This window comes from Planktothricoides raciborskii GIHE-MW2 (assembly GCF_040564635.1).
GTDB classification, from domain to species: Bacteria; Cyanobacteriota; Cyanobacteriia; order Cyanobacteriales; family Laspinemataceae; genus Planktothricoides; species Planktothricoides raciborskii.
The window spans coordinates 2,681,660-2,699,820 of sequence record NZ_CP159837.1; the positions used below are offsets into that span (position 1 = coordinate 2,681,660).

The 18,161-nt window shown below is 43.7% G+C and carries 15 protein-coding genes and 2 pseudogenes; 12 read left to right on the forward strand and 5 right to left on the reverse strand.

All coding sequences use genetic code 11. The features are described from left to right. Nucleotides 1–175: 175 nt before the first annotated feature. The 4 genes from ABWT76_RS11290 (at nucleotide 176) to ABWT76_RS11305 (ending at nucleotide 4,936) form a co-directional block, all read left to right on the forward strand. Nucleotides 176–2,050, forward strand: a complete 1,875-nt coding sequence (locus ABWT76_RS11290; protein WP_354636119.1) for a glycosyltransferase family 2 protein — start codon at nucleotides 176–178, stop codon at nucleotides 2,048–2,050. A gap of 79 nt (nucleotides 2,051–2,129) precedes the next feature. Next, nucleotides 2,130–2,879, forward strand: a complete 750-nt coding sequence (locus tag ABWT76_RS11295) for a sulfotransferase (RefSeq protein WP_054469652.1) — start codon at nucleotides 2,130–2,132, stop codon at nucleotides 2,877–2,879. Nucleotides 2,880–3,035: 156 nt separating this feature from the next. After that, on the forward strand, nucleotides 3,036–3,614 hold the full coding sequence (locus ABWT76_RS11300; protein ID WP_231636942.1) for a class I SAM-dependent methyltransferase: 579 nt from the start codon (nucleotides 3,036–3,038) through the stop codon (nucleotides 3,612–3,614). Between the two features lie 83 nt (nucleotides 3,615–3,697). Next, on the forward strand, nucleotides 3,698–4,936 hold the full coding sequence (locus ABWT76_RS11305; RefSeq protein WP_054469653.1) for a glycosyltransferase family 4 protein: 1,239 nt from the start codon (nucleotides 3,698–3,700) through the stop codon (nucleotides 4,934–4,936). 240 nt (nucleotides 4,937–5,176) lie between these two features. Here ABWT76_RS11305 and ABWT76_RS11310 read toward each other — a convergent pair whose 3' ends face one another. Together ABWT76_RS11310 and ABWT76_RS11315 are read right to left on the reverse strand one after the other, a co-directional pair. After that, complete coding sequence (locus ABWT76_RS11310) at nucleotides 5,177–5,395, reverse strand: type II toxin-antitoxin system HicB family antitoxin (RefSeq protein WP_354636120.1); 219 nt, start codon at nucleotides 5,393–5,395, stop codon at nucleotides 5,177–5,179. Between the two features lie 20 nt (nucleotides 5,396–5,415). Further along, entirely contained in the window at nucleotides 5,416–5,631 is a 216-nt protein-coding gene (locus tag ABWT76_RS11315) for a hypothetical protein (protein WP_054469655.1), read from the reverse strand. A gap of 351 nt (nucleotides 5,632–5,982) precedes the next feature. Between ABWT76_RS11315 and ABWT76_RS11320 the strand changes: the two genes are divergently transcribed. The 3 genes from ABWT76_RS11320 (at nucleotide 5,983) to ABWT76_RS11330 (ending at nucleotide 8,343) form a co-directional block, all read left to right on the forward strand. Next, nucleotides 5,983–6,870 (forward strand): hypothetical protein, encoded by an 888-nt coding sequence (locus tag ABWT76_RS11320; RefSeq protein WP_054469656.1) that lies wholly within the window; start codon nucleotides 5,983–5,985, stop codon nucleotides 6,868–6,870. Between the two features lie 545 nt (nucleotides 6,871–7,415). After that, nucleotides 7,416–7,964 carry a heat-shock protein gene (locus tag ABWT76_RS11325; RefSeq protein WP_054469657.1) on the forward strand — a complete coding sequence of 183 codons (549 nt, stop codon included), beginning with the start codon at nucleotides 7,416–7,418 and terminating at the stop codon, nucleotides 7,962–7,964. Nucleotides 7,965–8,196: 232 nt separating this feature from the next. Continuing rightward, the gene (locus tag ABWT76_RS11330) at nucleotides 8,197–8,343 is read left to right on the forward strand and encodes a hypothetical protein (protein ID WP_156332045.1); all 147 of its coding nucleotides are present in this window, start codon (nucleotides 8,197–8,199) and stop codon (nucleotides 8,341–8,343) included. Between the two features lie 145 nt (nucleotides 8,344–8,488). Here ABWT76_RS11330 and ABWT76_RS11335 read toward each other — a convergent pair whose 3' ends face one another. Then, complete coding sequence (locus ABWT76_RS11335) at nucleotides 8,489–8,707, reverse strand: type II toxin-antitoxin system HicB family antitoxin (protein ID WP_054469658.1); 219 nt, start codon at nucleotides 8,705–8,707, stop codon at nucleotides 8,489–8,491. Nucleotides 8,708–9,077: 370 nt separating this feature from the next. Beyond that, entirely contained in the window at nucleotides 9,078–9,161 is an 84-nt protein-coding gene (locus tag ABWT76_RS11340) for a type II toxin-antitoxin system YhaV family toxin (protein ID WP_354636403.1), read from the reverse strand. 275 nt (nucleotides 9,162–9,436) lie between these two features. Here ABWT76_RS11340 and ABWT76_RS11345 point away from each other — a divergent pair, with 275 nt between their 5' ends. After that, a complete protein-coding gene (locus ABWT76_RS11345) occupies nucleotides 9,437–9,937 on the forward strand; it encodes a universal stress protein (protein WP_354636121.1) in 501 nt (166 codons plus the stop codon). A gap of 127 nt (nucleotides 9,938–10,064) precedes the next feature. On the opposite strand, the pseudogene ABWT76_RS11350 reads toward ABWT76_RS11345, so the two are convergent. Further along, a pseudogene (locus ABWT76_RS11350) lies at nucleotides 10,065–10,868 on the reverse strand (cell division protein FtsH); the annotation flags it as partial. On the opposite strand from ABWT76_RS11350, the pseudogene ABWT76_RS11355 reads away from it, so the two are divergent. From ABWT76_RS11355 to ABWT76_RS11370, 4 genes and pseudogenes are all read left to right on the forward strand, one after another. Next, nucleotides 10,864–11,559 (forward strand): annotated as a pseudogene (locus tag ABWT76_RS11355) (flavin reductase); the annotation flags it as partial. The pseudogenes ABWT76_RS11350 and ABWT76_RS11355 overlap by 5 nt on opposite strands. 1,374 nt (nucleotides 11,560–12,933) lie before the next feature. Further along, a complete protein-coding gene (locus tag ABWT76_RS11360) occupies nucleotides 12,934–14,250 on the forward strand; it encodes a VCBS repeat-containing protein (RefSeq protein ID WP_354636122.1) in 1,317 nt (438 codons plus the stop codon). Between the two features lie 61 nt (nucleotides 14,251–14,311). Next, entirely contained in the window at nucleotides 14,312–15,031 is a 720-nt protein-coding gene (locus tag ABWT76_RS11365; RefSeq protein ID WP_054469662.1) for a hypothetical protein, read from the forward strand. A 16-nt stretch (nucleotides 15,032–15,047) separates the two neighbouring features. Continuing rightward, the gene (locus tag ABWT76_RS11370) at nucleotides 15,048–18,146 is read left to right on the forward strand and encodes a TIM-barrel domain-containing protein (RefSeq protein ID WP_354636123.1); all 3,099 of its coding nucleotides are present in this window, start codon (nucleotides 15,048–15,050) and stop codon (nucleotides 18,144–18,146) included. Nucleotides 18,147–18,161: the final 15 nt, after the last annotated feature.

The window sequence follows — 18,161 nt, forward strand, 5'->3', positions numbered from 1 at the left end:
AATCAAGCTTTCCCTCCAATGGCGATCGGTATCAGCTTTTCCCGGAAAGCTGACGGCTGAGTTTTTCAACTTCTGAGTAGGGTGGGCAAAATTTGCCCACCCTACCACTGAGGCAAATTTTGCCCGCCCTACCACTACTGACTACCTCTGGTTAACTGGATCGGTAAAAGCAATCATGCTAAATCAAGCTGTTTCTCGCTCCTTAGAGCAATTATCCAAGATTAAGCGCTTATCAAAGCGTTTGTACGAAATTTTGACCCAAAAAGGGGCTCGCTATGCCCTAGCGAGAACCTTCAGAAAAATCTATTTTAAATTAGAACCCCAAGCACTCCCTTCTCAAGGTGCCCCAGAAGTAGTTCACCCAGTAGCGGATTATCATGTTTGGTTGGGTCAGCGCTTCCCCCGCTCCTGGGATTTGCAGCAAATGGCAGAAGCGGTGAAAGCTTTTAGAAAAACGCCGTTGATTAGCATTATTATGCCGGTTTACAATACCCCAGAAAAGTTTTTGCGGGACGCCATTGAATCGGTGTTAAATCAAGCCTATCCTTACTGGGAATTATGTATTGCTGATGATGCTTCAACGATTCCCTATATTAAGCCAATCTTAGAAGAGTATGCCGCCGCTGATAACCGAATCAAATTACTGTTTAGAACTGAAAACGGCCATATTTCTGCCGCTTCTAATTCAGCTTTATCTTTAGCAACCGGCGAATTTGTGGCACTTTTAGATCATGATGACATGATAACTTCTGATGCGTTATATCATGTGGCGGTGATGTTGAATGTGCATCCTGAAGCGGATATGATTTATTCTGATGAAGATAAAATGGATGCCCAAGGAAATCGGCAAGATCCCTTTTTTAAACCCGATTGGTGTCCTGATTCATTTCTCTCCCGAATGTACACCTGTCATTTAGGAGTTTATCGGCGATCGCTCATCGAAGAAATTGGCGGATTTCGGCTGGGTTATGAAGGCTCCCAAGATTATGATTTGGTATTGCGGCTGACGGAAAAAACTTCCCACATCTTTCATATTCCTAAAATATTATATCACTGGCGCATTCACTCAAAATCAACCGCCAGCGAATTAGCCAATAAAAATTATGCCACGACTGCTGCATTTAAATCACTTTCTGAAGCCTTAGAAAGAAGAGGAGAACCGGGAAAACTTATCCCCACGGAAGGAGGTCATTGGATTGTCCGCTATCATATCCAAAATTATGATTTAGTCACGGTGATTATTCCCACCAAAAACTTGGGCAACATTCTCAATACTTGCTTAACCTCAATTTTCGCGAACACCACCTATCCCAACTATGAAGTATTAGTCATCGATAATGGCAGTACGGAACCAGAAACCCTGGATATTCTTAGTCAGTGGCAAGCGAAAGAACCCGATCGCTTTCGTTGTGAACCGCTGGATATTCCCTTTAATTTTTCCAAAATTAATAACTATGCAGTAAAACAGGCGAAAGGCAAATATATCCTACTTTTAAATAACGACACAGAAGTCCTCAAACCTGACTGGATGACCGCAATGGTTGAGCAAGCCCAAAGACCTTCCGTGGGGGCAGTAGGCGCCTTACTACTCTATCCCGATGATACCATCCAACACGCGGGAGTTGTGATTGGTTTGGGTGGGGTTGCCGGTCACAGTCACAAGCAATTTCCGGCGGATAGTCCAGGATATTTTTATCAAATTCAAACCGTGAATAACTATTCCGCTGTCACCGCTGCTTGTTTAATGTGTCGGCGAGAAGTTTTTGAGGAAGTTGGAGGGCTAGAAGAAGACCTACAAATTGCCTTTAATGACGTAGACTTTTGCCTCAAAATTGCCGCCAAAGGCTACCGAAATATTTATCTACCTCATGTAGTATTGTATCACTATGAATCAAAAAGCCGAGGTTATGAAGATACCCCAGAAAAAATCGCCAGATTTGCCAAAGAAATTGACTATATGAAAACTAAGTGGAAAGATTGGACAGAACACGATCCTTGCTATAGTCCCAACTTGACCCGCGATCGCGAAGATTATAGTATCGGATATTAATCATTATCCTGGATTTTCTATTTTAGCTTAGAATATCCAGGATTGCCAAATTACTGAATCACTATCATCCTGAAAAAATATGCCAGACTTTCTGATTATTGGTGCCCAGAAATGTGGCACCACCTCTCTATATGTTTATCTGACTCAACATCCGCAAATTTTACCGGCTGCTCAAAAAGAACTGCATTTTTTTGACTTTAATTATGCCCAAGGGATTGACTGGTATTTAGCCCAATTTCCCGCCAAAACCAATGAAAAAATCACCTTAACTGGAGAATCCAGTCCTTACTATATTTTTCATCCCTGGGCACCGCAGCGGGTTAAACAACTTTTTCCTAACATCAAATTAATTGTTTTACTGAGAAACCCGGTAGAAAGAACCTGGTCACACTATCATCACGAAGTGCGCTGGGGATTTGAAACTCTAGATTTTGAAGCAGCTATAGACAGCGAAGCGGAACGTCTGAGTGGCGAACTGGAAAAAATGCTTGCCGACCCTAATTACTATAGCTTTAATCACCAACATTACACTTATTTATCTCGCGGCATTTATGTAGAACAATTACAAGCTTGGATGGAACTTTTCCCCCGGAATCAGTTCTTAATCCTTAACAGTGAAGAATTTTATGCAAATCCGGCGGCAACCCTGAAGCAAACTTTAGAGTTTTTAGGCTTAAGTCCCTGGGACTTGGGAGATTATCCACCATATAATATTGGTGAATGCCCCCCAATGTCTAACCAGATCAGAATAAAATTGGTCAACTATTTTACCCCTTATAACCAAAAACTTTTTGAGTATTTGCAAGTTCACTGGAACTGGAGTGATTAAGTAGTGATGAAATAAAAATCAAAAAAATAAAACCGGACAACTAGGCGTTGATTATGAAGGGGCTTGGGATAGCTATGCTAATGCTTGGCTATTCATCCCGAATTATAACATATCGGCGATGAATGGATTGGCAAAGGCGCCGGGGCTGCCCAATCTTTGGCTGAATATGAATCCTTGATCGAAAGCCAATTTATTCAGCCTTATATTACTTCAGATGATCCGGTGTTAGAGATAGGAGTTGGTGGGGGAAAAACCAGTAAACTCTTGAAAAAATCCTGTCGTGAACTAATTTGCGCGGATATTTCTAGCCAGATGCTTCAAGCTACGCGATCGCGCCTAGGAGATGACCGAATTTCCTATATCAAATTAGATGGATTAACCCTGAATGGGATTGCTCCCGAATCCGTGGATGTATGTTTCTGTTACGATACAATGGTGCATATCGAACCCAGGGATATTTTTAACTACCTAAATCTCATTCCTCATGTCATGCGGGGGAAACGCTTATGCGTGTTTCATCACACGAATATTCTCAGTGATTTAGGTTGGGAAAAATTCTTAAGTGAGTGGCAGAATAACCTGCTCGGTCAAAGACATGGCTGTGCTTTTTCCGTGATGAGCGATAAGATTATGGAGAAATTTCTCCATCACCTTAACTATGAGGTCATTTTGCAAGATACTAAGTCTGTACCCCGTGATTGTGTCTGGATTTGTAAAGCCCCGGCGATCGATTAATGCTCAAATCATGCTCAAGAGCGATCGAATGGTTCCAGCCATCACTATTTTATTTTCATCTAAGGAATAGCTGACAGTCAATCATGCGAATTCTCTTTCTACATCCTAACTTCCCGGCTCAATACCGTCATGTGGCCACAATTTTAGGGCAAAATCCTAAAAATCAGGTGGTATTTGGCACCAAAAATGAACGACCTGAATGGGAAATTCCCGGGGTCAAAAAATCCCTATTTACCCCTAGTCGTGATGCCCATGCGGGAACTCACCACTATGTCCGTCCTTTAGAAAGTGCGGTGGTTCATGGACAAGCGGTTTATCGCATGGCAGATCAACTTAAAGCCCAAGGATTTGTCCCAGATATTATTTGTGGTCATTCTGGTTGGGGGCCAACCTTATTTGTCAAAGATATTTTTCCCGATACCCCATTACTCTGTTATTTTGAGTGGTTTTATCATGCTTATGGTTCCGATGCCAATTTTGACCCCAATGACCCTCTAAGTGTGGATGATGTCGCTCGAATTCGGATTAAAAATGCGCCGATTTTAATTGATTTATATTCTTGTGACTGGGGAATGTCCCCAACTTATTGGCAGCGATCGCAATTTCCCCCTGAATTTCACAGTAAAATTTCCGTGATCCACGATGGGGTAGACACGGAATATTTCAAACCCAATCCAGGGGCGAAATTAGTGTTACCAAATCTAGACCTTTCTCATGTGGATGAATTAGTCACTTATGTATCCAGAGGGATGGAACCTTATCGGGGATTTCCAGAATTTATTGAATCAGTTGCTTATATTCAAGAAAGACGGCCAAACTGTCATATTGTGGTAGTGGCATCGGAGCGAGTTTGCTATGGCAAACCTTTACCTGATGGCATGACTTATAAAGAATATATGCTGAAAAAAGTCCCCCTAGATTTATCCCGCATTCACTTTGTGGGTTCGCTACCTTACGGTTTATATTTAAAAGTCATTCAAGCCTCTGATGTGCATATTTATCTAACTCGACCTTTTGTTTTATCTTGGTCAATGATTGAATCTATGTCCACCGGCTGTTTAGTTTTGGGTTCCGATACTCCTCCCGTAGCGGAAGTGATTCAAGATGGAGAAAATGGCCTACTGGCTGACTTTTTCTCACCTAAACAAATCGCCGATCGCGTTGATGAAGTCTTTGCCCATCCCACCCGCATGGCTGAGATTAGAAAAAAAGCCAGAGAAACAGCTTTAGAACGCTACTCTCATCAAGTATTATTGCCGCGACATATTCAACTAATTGAAGATGTCGCTAACGGGGTTTTATCTACCAAGCAACTGCAATAATATCATCGGATAAAATTGCACCAGCCAGGACACAAAGAGCACAGATAACTTGCTGCCTTTGTGTCCTTTGTGTCCTCTGTGGTTTTTCTTTTTCCCGGTTTCCTATATCTTCCCGAATAAAATAAATTTGCAACGTTGAAAACGACACAAAAAGAAACCGGGTTTCTATCCCAAATTTAATTAACCCCACCAACCGCTTAATAGAAACCCGGTTTCTGTCACCCCACGGGCAACCAATATTTAAGCAATTTGCAGGGTCTTAGGAGCGGGAATAGACTCACTTTCTGCTTGCCACGCTTCCAAGTACATTTCAATAACTTCTTCGCCGTTAAGAATTGCCTCTTTACGGGTTTTACCATGAGTGCAAGGCATGAGAACGCGATCGGCAAACTCTGGAATCGTCACCAAGAAAAGCCGATCTTCATTCGACCATTGAATCATCATGCTATAGTGATTCATAAATTATTTAGTGCGTGATTTCACAATGTTTCTGGATCGAGTTCTTTTACCGGCATGGTATTCAACCATTGCTGAAGCTGCGAGTTTAGCCAGAATGTCTGGAGAATTAGCATAAGCTTCATCAAGGGCGCCGTTCGTCTTCTAGTTCTTCCAGAATCATTGCCGCGATCGCCGAAAAGGCGATCGCTCGGTAAAGTTTTTAATTGGGCGATCGCCCGTTCAAGTAATTCAGTCATTGCCACCTCACTCTAAAACTAGAAAATTGCACCAACAATGATGATCGCATTCTGCTGGCAGCGCCAAATATGGAGATTTTAGATCAATTGGAAGAACGAGAGGCGATAAATCTGCGGTTGGGGTGGTTCACATAAACTTTGCGTTGCGGATCTTTGACGCTTGAAGAGCCTCTCTACTTACTTTTCAAGCATGGTGATGCGGCTTTTCAGTGGATGTAGGTATATAGTATCGATTTCCCAGCTAATAAATTGTTGAGGCAAAACTCTTGCCATAGGGTTAACCCTATGGTACTATATTATCTACCATAGGGTTAACCCTATGGCAAATAGTCGTAACTTAAGTATTTACTCATGTCTAAGCAAGCAAGCATTAAAAGTAAGGAAATTACAATTGGTGGAATTCCTATTCCGGTTTACATGATGTCCGATGGGGAATATCGTTGGTCGATGCGACAAGCGAGTAAAGCAGTTGGATTTAATGAAGGTTGGTTAAGTGATACGCTGCGTACTCAAGGCAATGCTCTGGCTAAGTTGAGAGGTTACGGATTCAAAGGAGAGATTATTGAATCTCAAGGACAAGGGTTTATCGAGAGTAATTTGATCCCCACAGAAGATTTCATGGCAATGATTATGTACGCTGCCGTAATCGGTATGCGTAAACCAGCAATTACTCTCTTGGCTGCTGCACTGCACGAGACTTTCGAGAGACGAGCGGATCATGCTTTTGGTATCATTCGAGATGAAGATGAATATATTCAGAAGTTTGAGTTTCGCTACGCTTCAATCATGTTGAATAAAGATTTACGCTCCGCAATTGGCGCATGGATTGAGGCAAATCAAGACTCTCTTCAGGAATACATAAAGCAATATTCAATCAAAGGAGGACAGAGGGGGATTTACGCTTCCGCTCTGGGTAAGATTTATCAACATCTTTTTGGGATGCCAAAAAAGTCGATTAATCAAATTTTGGATGTTAAATCCTACGAAACACCTAAAGATAACCTCCATGTTACTCAACTTCAACGCATAGCACAAATTGAAGATTTAGCTGCCAAATATATTAGCCGCAAAGGGTTGAACCCAATTGAAGCTATTGATGCTGCCACTGAAGCTCTGATGATTGATGTAGAAGAACCTCGACTCGGCGATCGAATTACTCCACAAGATGTCCACCAAGTATTGGGTGCAAAACAAAGTGCAAAACAAAAATTAAAAGTATCGCCGCCAGATCGGAAATAATTTCTGCACTGAATTTAGACTTAAATCACCATAATTTAGGGAGCGTCAGATATTAATATTTCTGACGTATCCTACCACTTCGATTTTTGTATTGCCGATACCGAGAGCAACACAAGCGACACTTAAAAGTTATCTGATGATTCAAAAACTAAAAAATATTACAGCAGTTTGCGCTTTTTTGAGGTACGTTAAGATCCCCCTAACCCTACGAACGATCCCCCCAAACCCCCGATCAAAGGGGGGCTTTCGGGGCAGTCAACGCTTCGTAAATTCCCCCTTTGATCGGGGAGCCACTGCGGTCTTGGGGTCTCCCCAGGTAGAGCAAGTGCGAGACGTACTGCATAGCAGAGGAAAACGCTGTATATATATATTTTATTGAAAATGTAAGCAAGAATTAATTGAAGAAAGTAAATTTTAATTTAGCCGCAAGTTACAGCGGAAATAATTTGTCGAAAAATTAGGTATAAGCAATTTGTTTTATTCATATTTTAAGTGAAACTGCTATATATTTCTACATATATTTTTTCATTAATATTTTGTTGATTATGAATTTTAAGACCGTCAAAGAAGTGACATTATGGCCAAGTTTTGTCCTAAATGGTGAAACATTAGATTTATCACATCTGAATGCTCATTGGGTTGAGTATCTGGACAAAAGAGACGAAAACCAGCCCATCAGCTACCAGTTTATAGTAACTTATGGCTTACATTGTTTCACTAAACAATTAGATGATATTTCTAGCGAAGGATCAGAATTATTGATGTACAATGCACCCAGAGAGTCTAGACCATTTAATCTTGAAAGATACAAACTTTCTAAACAATTACCGAGTATTATCAAGTCATTGGGCGATCGGGAAACTTTAGTTTGCCACGCAGGGTATGGAAATTTTGCTACCGTTAAAGTTTTGGAAGAAGAAGATATTCAGATTGATTATTTCGTGGTTTTTGCTGCCTTCAGAGAAAGTAAAAAACTGAGATTACACATAGTCAGTGCTTATCCTAGATACGAAGGCATAGGTAGAGTGAAGAAAGTAGGCTTCTTCGTCATAGCAAACAAGTTATTGCATAATCAGAAATTACCCAAGCCCTAAAATAACAAAGGCTCCTGACTAGGGAGCCTTTGTTAAAACACATATTTTGACGAAAAGAATCAAAATAGTTTTAATCTATTCGTCAAACATGGAAAATTGATGAACAATAGTCAGAACGTCTTTACCGGAATTTCCTCGACCCTGGTGGGTAACGGGATGTCATGCTTAGAGCATGTCTGCTGCATCCATTGATCTAATTATAGCTCATGGTTTTGATTTGCGTCAAGTTTGATTGACATTTTCAGATCGAGCGGTCAGCAGTCAGCTTCTCAGCAGTCAGCCAACACTGAAAGATCGATCGCCTATCTGCTTATCCGTCGGCTTTTCAATTGCGCGATCGCCCGTTCAAGTAATTCAGTCATTGCCACCTCATTGTTAAAGAATTTCTGGATAAATAGCCGCTAAACGATTAGTTTCACCTTTTGCCTCTTTAAGTAAGTCATGCCAATCGTCTGGAGGACAACCACTTTCAAGCATTTTCTACATAGAAACCCGGTTTCTGTCACCCCACGGGCAACCAATATTTAAGCAATTTGCAGGGTCTTAGGAGCGGGAATAGACTCACCTTCTGCTTGCCACGCTTCCAAGTACATTTCAATAACTTCTTCGCCGTTAAGAATTGCTTCTTCACGGGTTTTGCCATGAGTGCAAGGCATGACAACGCGATCGGCAAATTCTGGAATCGTCACCAAGAAAAGCCGATCTTCATTCGACCATTGAATCATCATGCTATATTGATTCATAAATTCTGCGTGATTTCACAATGTTTCTGGATCGATTTCTTTTACCGGCATGGTATTCAGCCATTGCTGAAGCTGCGAGTTTAGCCAGAATGTCTGGAGAATTAGCATACGCTTCATCAAGGGCGCCGATCGCTTTCTAGTTCTTCGAGAATCATTGTGGCGATCGCATCTTGGCGATCGCTCGGTAAAGTTTTTAATTGGGCGATCGCCCGTTCAAGTAATTCAGTCATTGCCACCTCATTATTAAAGATTTTCTTGATAAATAGCCGCTAAACGATTAGTTTCACCTGTCTTACTTTTGGCACCCCCCTAAAAAGCCCCCCTTTTTAAGGGGGGTTGGGGGGATCGATCCGGTATAAAAGCAATATGTCTATTTATCATCATTCACCCAAACGAAGACAATAACTTTGCTTTCTTGATGATATCGAAAAAATAGTCGGTACTGCTGAAAAATTCACCCAAACCTTCTCGATTGAATAATCTGATAATTTTAATCGTTCTTTCAAAAAACTGGCAAAAATCCATAATATCATCATAAATATCATCATATAAACTTGCACCACAAAGGACACAAAGAGCAAAAATAGCAAAGATAATTAACTTCCTTGGTGTCCTTGGTGTCTTTGTGGTTTCTTTCTCTCTTCCCCAATTCCATATCCGCCAAGTGATGAAAAATTAACCATCAGAGTTAATCTATAGATTGACATCTCTCATTGGGGATCAAACATAATGGGCTTTCACAAAATTCTCGTGGCGATCGACCACTCACAACAATCACCCCTGGTCTTTAACCAAGCGCTCGATTTGGCCAAAAAAGAGGGGGCGCAACTGATGGTATTTCATGTGATTAACATCCAAGGACAGGGAGAAGTGGCTCCCATTTTGGGGACGGGGGTGGGTTTGGATCTGGCAGCGGGTAAAACCCTGCAAAAAATACAACATGAAAGTTTTCAAGCAGAAATTCAAGCGGTCAAAAAAGAGTTTCAAACCTATCGGCAAAAGGCAGAAGCCCAAGGCATTGAAGCGGAATTTAGATATGATCTGGGGTCTGCCGAATCCTTAATTTGTCAACTGGCCGCCGAATGGCAATCGGATTTAATTGTCTTGGGTCGTAGAGGTCGTCGAGGACTGAAAGAAATCTTACTCGGCAGTGTCAGCAGCTATGTGACGCATCATGCAACTTGCTCAGTCTTAGTTGTCCAAGGCATTCACGCGACTGAATCAGATTAATGTTTTTGGGGTGTGGGGCCGCCATCGGGAAACAATTAACAATTGATAATTGATAATTATCAATTATCAATTATCAATTATCAATTATCAATTATTCCCTCTGCTCCTCTGCCGACGGCGGGCTCCTCTACAGTTGAGGCACAAACTGCTCTTTTTCGGGAACATTGGTGTATTCAGCCACGATTTGACGGAATTCTTCACCGTCAATGGTTTCTTTTTCCACCAATAAATCCACTAAGCGATCCATGACTACCCGGTTTTCTTTGATGATTTTGGTGGTCATGTCGTAGCAATGTTCGACAATGCTTCGCACCTGAGCATCAATGCGGGCGGCAATTTCTTCGGAGTATTCAGAACGGGTCATTAAATCCCGACCTAAGAACACCTCACCTTGTTGGGTTTCCAGGGACAATGGCCCTAAATCCGACATCCCGAAGCGAGTGACCATTTGGCGAGCCATTCCGGTGACTTGTTGCAGGTCATTTCCGGCGCCGGTGGTGACTTCCGCATCCCCAAAGATGACTTGTTCGGCGACCCGACCGCCCAGAGCACCCATGATCCGAGCCATGAGTTGAGACTTGGAAATGAGAAACTGCTCTTCCCCAGGGGTGAACCAGGTCAAACCTTGGGCTTGCCCGCGAGGAATTAAGGTGACTTTTTGTACGGGGTCGTGATTTTTGACCAGGGTGCCCACGATCGCGTGTCCAACTTCGTGATAAGCAATCAAGCGTTTGCTCTTGCTGTCCACTAGGGGAGTGCCTTCCATCCCGGCGATGACGCGATCGACGGCATCATCAATTTCCAGCATGGTAATCGCTTCTTTGCGGCGACGGGCGGTGAGAATGGCGGCTTCGTTGAGCAGGTTAGCCAGGTCAGCACCCGTAAAACCAGGAGTCCGACGGGCGATCGCCTCTAAAGAGATTTCATTAGCCGGGGTGTTTGGATCGTTTGGTTGGAGTGGAGAAGCGATCGACTTACTGGAAAGCAAACTAAAAGACGCGGGCTATCAATTTGGCTTTGATCCCATTCGCGTCAAATTTACCCCCACCGATGTTACTTTGCAAACCTGCGAGGAAGCCGCCATTGACTTTGCCCAAACCCTGAAGCGATCGCAGAAACTCCGCACCGCCAAACCCTCGGTGACTGCCGGAGGAAGCGATCGCACCGCCCAAGCTGTAGGTCGCATCGTCGGTTCCCTGTGCGTTGTTTCCGTCAAACGGGGAGATGTCACCAGTGGAATGTTAGCCTCTTAGGTTTCCCAAGCCACCTTTAATCCCCCCGGTCTGACCATTGCCGTAGCCAAAGACCGGGCAATGGAATCCCTAACTCATAATAGAGATAAATTTGTCTTAAATATCTTGGCCGAAGGTCGGCAATTGCGAAAGCATTTTATGAAACGCTTTGCCCCAGGGGAAGACCGTTTTAGTGGCTTAAACACCACGGAAGCAGCAAATGGTTGTCCCATTATATGTGATGCTCTGGCGTATTTAGAATGCGTGGTCAAAGACCGCATCGAATGTGGCGATCATTTGGTGATCTATGCGGTGGTTGAAAATGGTAAATTACTCAACGATAACGGTGTAACAGCGGTGCATTATCGCAATACCGGCAGCCATTATTAATTAGTCATTGGTTGTTAGTTGTTGTTGGTTGTTAGTTGTTGGTTGTTGGTTGTTGGTTGGGGAACGGGGAACGGGGTTCGGAGTTCGGAGGAGAGAGGAGAGAGAAGAGAGAGTTTTCAGAAGCATCCTCTTTGCTCTTTCCTCTTTCCTCTTTCCTCTTTGCTCTTTCCTCTTTCCTCTTTCCTCTTTCCTCTTTGCTCTTTCCTCTTTCCTCTTTCCTCTTTCCTCTTTGCTCTTTCCTCTTTCCTCTTTCCTCTTTCCTCTTTCCTCTTTCCTCTTTCCTCTTTCCTCTTTCCTCTTTCCTCTTTCCTCTTTCCTCTTTCCTCTTTCCTCTTTCCTCTTTCCTCTTTCCTCTTTCCTCTTTCCTGTTGCCTGTTGCCTGTTGCCTGTTGCCTGTTGCCTGTTGGCTATTGGTTGACTGGCACGGGCGTTGATATGAAAGCTTAGAATAATTTCAGTATCATTAAATACAATTTTGGGGGTTTCACCAGTGAATATTCACAAAATGGCGGCTCATTCCAAGACCTGGATCTTTATATTTCAAAAAAGGAAACTATTATATACAGTTTAAGATTGATTAGGTACAAAGTAAAAATATGTCATTCCCGCCGGATCGGGAATCTAGATAAGTTATGTAAAAATTTATGTAAAAATATGTCATTACCGCCGGATCGGGAATCTAGATAAGTTATGTACCTCACTAACGTAACAAACGCTGGATTAAACTCTGAAAGTAAAGCCCAAGAAAATCTTATCGTAAGGATAATTTAGGTAAATGGTATTACCAAATTACCCAGACTTTACAAATTGTCACCTAAATGGGGCTTGACAAAAAAATTATGATTCTGTATCTTAGTTTGAGTCTGATGACAGTCTGATTAGGATACAAGAGTCAAATTTTTGACTTTTCAGCCATTCTATTCTCATACCAGGAAGTAGATTCGCTCTGATTCAATGCAGACCGAAAGGCAAACCGTGATCAATTTCGATATTTCGTCGATCAGTCATTTAATGAGACGGCAATAAAGAGATCGATGTACACCAAAAATACATACCTAAATTTAGACCGCTGGTATTGCCAGATACTCCCTAAGAGTGGCGATGAATTGAAGCCGTAAACATTACTGGAGACTCACTCAAAGCATACATATCTTACAGCGCTTTTCAGATCGATAAACCATATTGAGACAGTCCGGCAAATTAAAATCAACCATATGTTGTTCTTTGCTTAAAAGAACAGCGGTCTAAGATATGGTCTGAATCCAGGGGAAATCACTCGGGATCGAAACAAACAATAATTGCCAAAAAACTTTGTTTGCCAAAATATAGGTTTTTTGGGAAAAAATTACCCAAATAATCAGATCTGAAACAAATATGACAGACAACCTTCCGATTCCTAAATTCAGAAGGGAACTTGTAGAAGATCGTCGTCAAGACGGCTACTGGATTGAAGCAGTCAACATCGATAATGGCTCTAACCCCGATATCATCGGATATGGAATGGGTCTAGGAGAAGTGACTTGGTATCGAAACAGTGATTGGAAAAAGACACTGATTGCCAAATATATCGGTCCCGTTGGTATGCATCATGCCGACGTGAACGGGAATGGGCGAGACGATATCATCATTTGTTACCAGTACGGTCAGACGATGATCAATTGCGATCCCGATGGTGGCAAAATTGCTTGGTTGGAAAATCCGGGCAATAACGAGCCGTATTGGAATAGCCACTACATTGGCCGCGCCACTTCCATGCATCGCTTGCGGGTCGGTTATTTTACCCAAGAAAGCAAACTACAAGTTCTCGGATTGCCTATTGTTGGGCGGCCCAATGATGTCCACTCGATTACGCCGATCAAACTATTTACTCAGCCAGATGACCTTTACGGGGCTTCCCAATGGCATGAAGAAACCCTGAAAATATACGACAAACAATACTACGAAGCCAATCAAACCAAGCCAGATCCCAACGATCCATCTAAAGATCGGTTACTTGTTTTCCATGTGATTCATGGTGTGTCGCTCAAGAAGTATGGCAAGAAGTCCGGATCCAATCTTGATTCGGTTCTGGTTGCTTCGGAAGAAGGGATTACCTGGCTGTACTTCTGTCCCGAGGACAACGTATGGTATGGCCAAATTCTCGGTACGGGTGAACTAACCCAAGTCAACCGAACGGGTTTCAAAGGAAGTGGTAACGTGGATGCTGGCAAGATCGGAGATGACGATTTTGCTTACATCCCCACCGTCGAACCGTTTCATGGCAACACGGTCTGTGTCTATTACAAAACAGAATACACAGAGGAGAATAAAAACTCCCTGACGGGTTGCACCTGGAAAAGAGTCGTGCTCGATGTTTACGGCGATCCCAACCAGATCGGAGAAGGTCCAGGACATTTCACCATCTGTGCAGATTTTGATAACGATGGAGAGGACGAGTTTCTCGTTGCCCTGCGCGGTCCGATGCCTTGGCAAGGAGTCTTTTACTATAAGGCGATCGATGTGAAAAATGGCATCTTCGCTAAATGGCGGGTCTCCGAGGATTCTGCCGCTCGTATAGCTGTTGCTGATTTTGATGGCGATGGACGCTTGGATTTTGCCACTATCGGTTATTCCGTAGCTGGATACTATTGTGCGGATAATCCATCTATTGTGGTTTACTACAACGATTTTGCTCCGCACAAAGGAGGTTAAGCGATCGCGCGATCGCTTCAATTACTGTACCCCAAAATCGCCAATTTTTTCTCGCAAACAAATGTCAACTAACAAAGTCAAAGTTCTTAACTTTTCCGGGGATTATATAGACGCGAAGTTCGTTGAAAATGTGGAAAACTATCCCATTCATAACCGTACTATCGTCGTTAACCCAGAAGAAACTGATGCTTACTTGAGCGAAGCGAACCGCAGTATTATTCCGTGTTTCTCATCCACCATCCTGGAAAATACGACGATTAAAGAAGCAAAGTCCTTACTGTTGCTTGAGGTGGTAAACACCAAAAATATCGGCAATATTGTCTTTGAAACTGGGTGGGATCTATTAGGGAATTTTCCCGACTCTGGCTTTCCTAAAAACGTACAGTTGTGGAAGTCTCCCCAAGACGAAGCGGGAATTCTAGAAGTCGATCCATATTTTATGTCCCGGCAGAAAAGTGTGCCGAGTCAAAAAGAAAAGTTCTCGGTTAAAGTGAACCTCTGGTTCGCACCTTCCCATACCGATTGTGCCATCCATAACACACATGATTTTCTGGAGATTCACACCCAAATCTTTGGACAGGGACGAATGCAGAAGTTCAAAGTGAAAAGTTTTGACAGTCTGTATGAAGACCTGATTATGACTGAGGGATATACCCAGATCGTTCCATTTTGTGAAGTTCACGAAAACCAGAAATATACCTATCCCTGGCATCAGTATTATTCAGACACCGATTGCATCTGGATGGCGATTGAATATCACCCAAAAAAAAATTCTAACTAACAGGAGTAGTCAAGTCATGTCCAACGACATTTTTCCACCAAAAATCGAAAACGGTAAGGCAAAGAACGTTTACAAATTTCTCAAAGTCGAGGAATATTTTGGCCGCTACCAAGAATGGGACAAACTGGGAGCAGTAGAAGGACATTCCTTCGATAAGGATAAAAAGACTTTAAGCCTTAATTTCAGTAAGGCTGGTGGCGGCAACTGCGTCATGTTGATCCAGTGCGTTCAAAACGATACCTTCCGAGTGCGCTTTAACCCCACAAAATCGAAAGTAGACCAATACAGCGATGTCAGTCACTTGCTCGAAAAGGCCAACTTTGATCTTGAGGACGAAGAGTTAAAGCAAAACTTTATCTTTGATGTAGATTGCAAAGAGGCTAACGGTCAGATTGTTTTGACAACCAAGTCTCAATATAATCCCATCGTGATGAAAGTGGTTGTCACCATCGCTCCATTCGGCATCAAAGTCTTCAACATCTCCGAATCCAATTCAGAGTTTGCAGAGATTCCCGTTTGGCAAACCGCAGACACCCCAATTTACTACACTCCTCATTCACTAGACCCCAACAACCCAGAGGATTATGCTGTCATCCAAGCGGTGAAGAAGCCTGCCAACGCCAAGTATTTTGGATTTGGCGAACAGGGGGGAACCAAACTCAGCAAGAATACCGACCAGTTGAATTATTTCAACTTCGATAATATGCGGTATCGGCAGATTTACGAGCGCGGACCTTTAGATAACCGGGAGCCTCTTTACCACTCCGAGCCATTCTTTTACGAGTTCAATGGCATTCCCGACAGCAATAATGTCAATGCCGTTCTCCTGGACAACCCCAGTCAAGTATTCATCGATATCGGCTATAGCAACTCCAGTCGCTATATGTTCGGCACTCGCTTTGGCGATCTTGACTACTACGTCTTCTTAGGAGAAGATCCGAAGAACATCTTAGATAGTTTTACCGCCATCGTCGGTCGCCCCGGGTTGAAACCACGCTACGCCCTGGGATATCATCAAGGTTGCTATGGGTACGAATGTGCCGCTGACCTCAAGTGGGCTGTGGAGAAACATCGGGCTTGGGGCATTCCCCTTGATGGGCTGGCTGTAGATGTGGATCTCCAAGATAACTACCGGACTTTCACTATCAAGCCGAATTACCAAACTAATAAGAACTGGCCTCACGAGCAAACGTTTGGCAATCACCAGGAAATGTTCAGTTGGTTGCGCCAGCAAGGTGTGAAGTGCAGCACCAACATCACCCCCGTGATCAGTAGCCAAGACCTGGGCAACCCAGGTTACTACTCAACCTACAAAGAAGGACTAGAGAACGGCTACTTTGTTCTGGACAAGCGCTACGATGCGGACAATCCCGACAGCAAGCACTACCAAGTCTACGGTAGCAGTCATGAATTCTGTCCCAATGGTGGCTGGGTTGAAGGTTACAACAGCGGCCAACCTTACATCGGTGAAGTTTACTACGGAGACTTTCAAGGAAAACCCCTGGGAAGCCCAGGTCACTACTCCGATTTCGCCCGTCCAGAAGTGCGTGAATGGTGGGGCAAGCAATATAAATACCTGTTTGAGCAGGGGTTAGAATTTGTCTGGCAGGATATGACCACCCCGGCAATCCGCGACAACCGTGGAGATATGAAGGGCTTCCCCTTTAAACTCATGGTCCACAGCGACTTCCAAGGAGAACTGGAGTTGAAGCCTGCCCTCAAAGTGTGGAACTTGTACTCCTACAATCTGCACAAAGCCACCTACGAAGGACTCAATAAACTGCCCGGACGGGAAAACAAACGCAACTTTATCATCGGACGGGGCAGCTATGTGGGTTCTCACCGATATGCAGGGTTGTGGACAGGGGATAACTCTTCCGACTGGGATTTCCTCCAGATGAATATTTCCCAAGTCCTGTCTCTAGGGATGCATGCCTTGGCAATCACGGGGCAAGATATCGGCGGTTTTGAACAGTCAGCGGCTGACGAGAAGCAGAAGTGGGCTTCTCCAGAACTGGTGATTCGCTGGACTGCGGCAGGTGCTTTCTTACCCTGGTTCCGCAACCACTACGTTCGCAAAGGGCGCAAAGAGTTCCAAGAAGTCTTCCAGTATGTAGAGTGGTTTAAAGCATGGGGGAAAGAGATTCCAGCCCCCCAAGACTTGTACTACATGGTGCCGGAAATTTGCGGGCATTATATTAAATTGCGCTACCGGCTGATGCAGTTGTTCTATGATGCATTGTTTGAGAACACCCTGGATGGTCTGCCCATTTGCCGTCCTTTGTTCCTCAACGATCCCCAGGACCAATCTCTCTACAACGATAAGGAGCAATTCCTGAACGACGAATTCTTCGTTCGCAATGATCTGCTCATTGCTCCAGTGTTGCGGCCTCAGTCTGAAGATAACAACAATGGTCGGCGGGATGTCTATCTGCCCGCAGGTAGCAACTGGTATTGCTTTGTGGACAACGTTATGCCTCTTGGTGCGGCTGTAGAAGGGGGCACAACGATACGGGATTTTGATGCCAATCTTAATACCCATGGCAATCACATTCACTTTATCGTTCCCATGTACGTCCGGGGAGGAGCAATTATTCCTACAATTGAGCTAGAACAATATGTGGGACAGTTGAATGCAGAAGGTAAGCCCAATCCGATTACCCTGAATGTTTATCCAGGGAAGGAAGGGGAATACACGATGTATTTGGATGATGGCGTGAGCCGTTCTTCCGCCCCGAAAGCAGAAGTGGACGACGAGAAAGCCAACGACGAATATCGTGAGACTCAAATTACCCACCGCTACACCAGCCAAAAGACGCGGGAGATTAAAGTCGAGCGGATCCATGACGGATATACGCCCAAGTACGAAACCTATTTCTTCGTGGCAGTATTGCACGATCCAGGGGAAGCCAAGGGAAGTTCCGGTCCGTTGAAGAGCGTTACCATTGCCGGACAACAGGTGCAGGCTATCTCTAGCGGCAGTGCCGATCAACGGAGTCATGCTCTCCATAATGCGGCCAGCAATGCCTGGTATTACAACGAGAATATCAACATCAGTTACATCAAGGTGTTTGATAACAGTTCGTCGATTACCATCAAGGCAGAATATGTCTAATCTATGCCAGGAGGT

What these genes read in the sequence shown, in the direction of transcription:
- ABWT76_RS11290 (WP_354636119.1), top strand. Translation starts at nt 176, where the DNA reads ATGCTAAATCAAGCTGTTTCTCGCTCCTTAGAGCAATTATCCAAGATT.
- ABWT76_RS11295 (WP_054469652.1), top strand. Translation starts at nt 2,130, where the DNA reads ATGCCAGACTTTCTGATTATTGGTGCCCAGAAATGTGGCACCACCTCT.
- ABWT76_RS11305 (WP_054469653.1), top strand. Translation starts at nt 3,698, where the DNA reads ATGCGAATTCTCTTTCTACATCCTAACTTCCCGGCTCAATACCGTCAT.
- ABWT76_RS11310 (WP_354636120.1), bottom strand. Translation starts at nt 5,395, where the DNA reads ATGAATCACTATAGCATGATGATTCAATGGTCGAATGAAGATCGGCTT.
- ABWT76_RS11315 (WP_054469655.1), bottom strand. Translation starts at nt 5,631, where the DNA reads ATGACTGAATTACTTGAACGGGCGATCGCCCAATTAAAAACTTTACCG.
- ABWT76_RS11320 (WP_054469656.1), top strand. Translation starts at nt 5,983, where the DNA reads ATGTCTAAGCAAGCAAGCATTAAAAGTAAGGAAATTACAATTGGTGGA.
- ABWT76_RS11325 (WP_054469657.1), top strand. Translation starts at nt 7,416, where the DNA reads ATGAATTTTAAGACCGTCAAAGAAGTGACATTATGGCCAAGTTTTGTC.
- ABWT76_RS11335 (WP_054469658.1), bottom strand. Translation starts at nt 8,707, where the DNA reads ATGAATCAATATAGCATGATGATTCAATGGTCGAATGAAGATCGGCTT.
- ABWT76_RS11345 (WP_354636121.1), top strand. Translation starts at nt 9,437, where the DNA reads ATGGGCTTTCACAAAATTCTCGTGGCGATCGACCACTCACAACAATCA.
- ABWT76_RS11360 (WP_354636122.1), top strand. Translation starts at nt 12,934, where the DNA reads ATGACAGACAACCTTCCGATTCCTAAATTCAGAAGGGAACTTGTAGAA.
- ABWT76_RS11365 (WP_054469662.1), top strand. Translation starts at nt 14,312, where the DNA reads ATGTCAACTAACAAAGTCAAAGTTCTTAACTTTTCCGGGGATTATATA.
- ABWT76_RS11370 (WP_354636123.1), top strand. Translation starts at nt 15,048, where the DNA reads ATGTCCAACGACATTTTTCCACCAAAAATCGAAAACGGTAAGGCAAAG.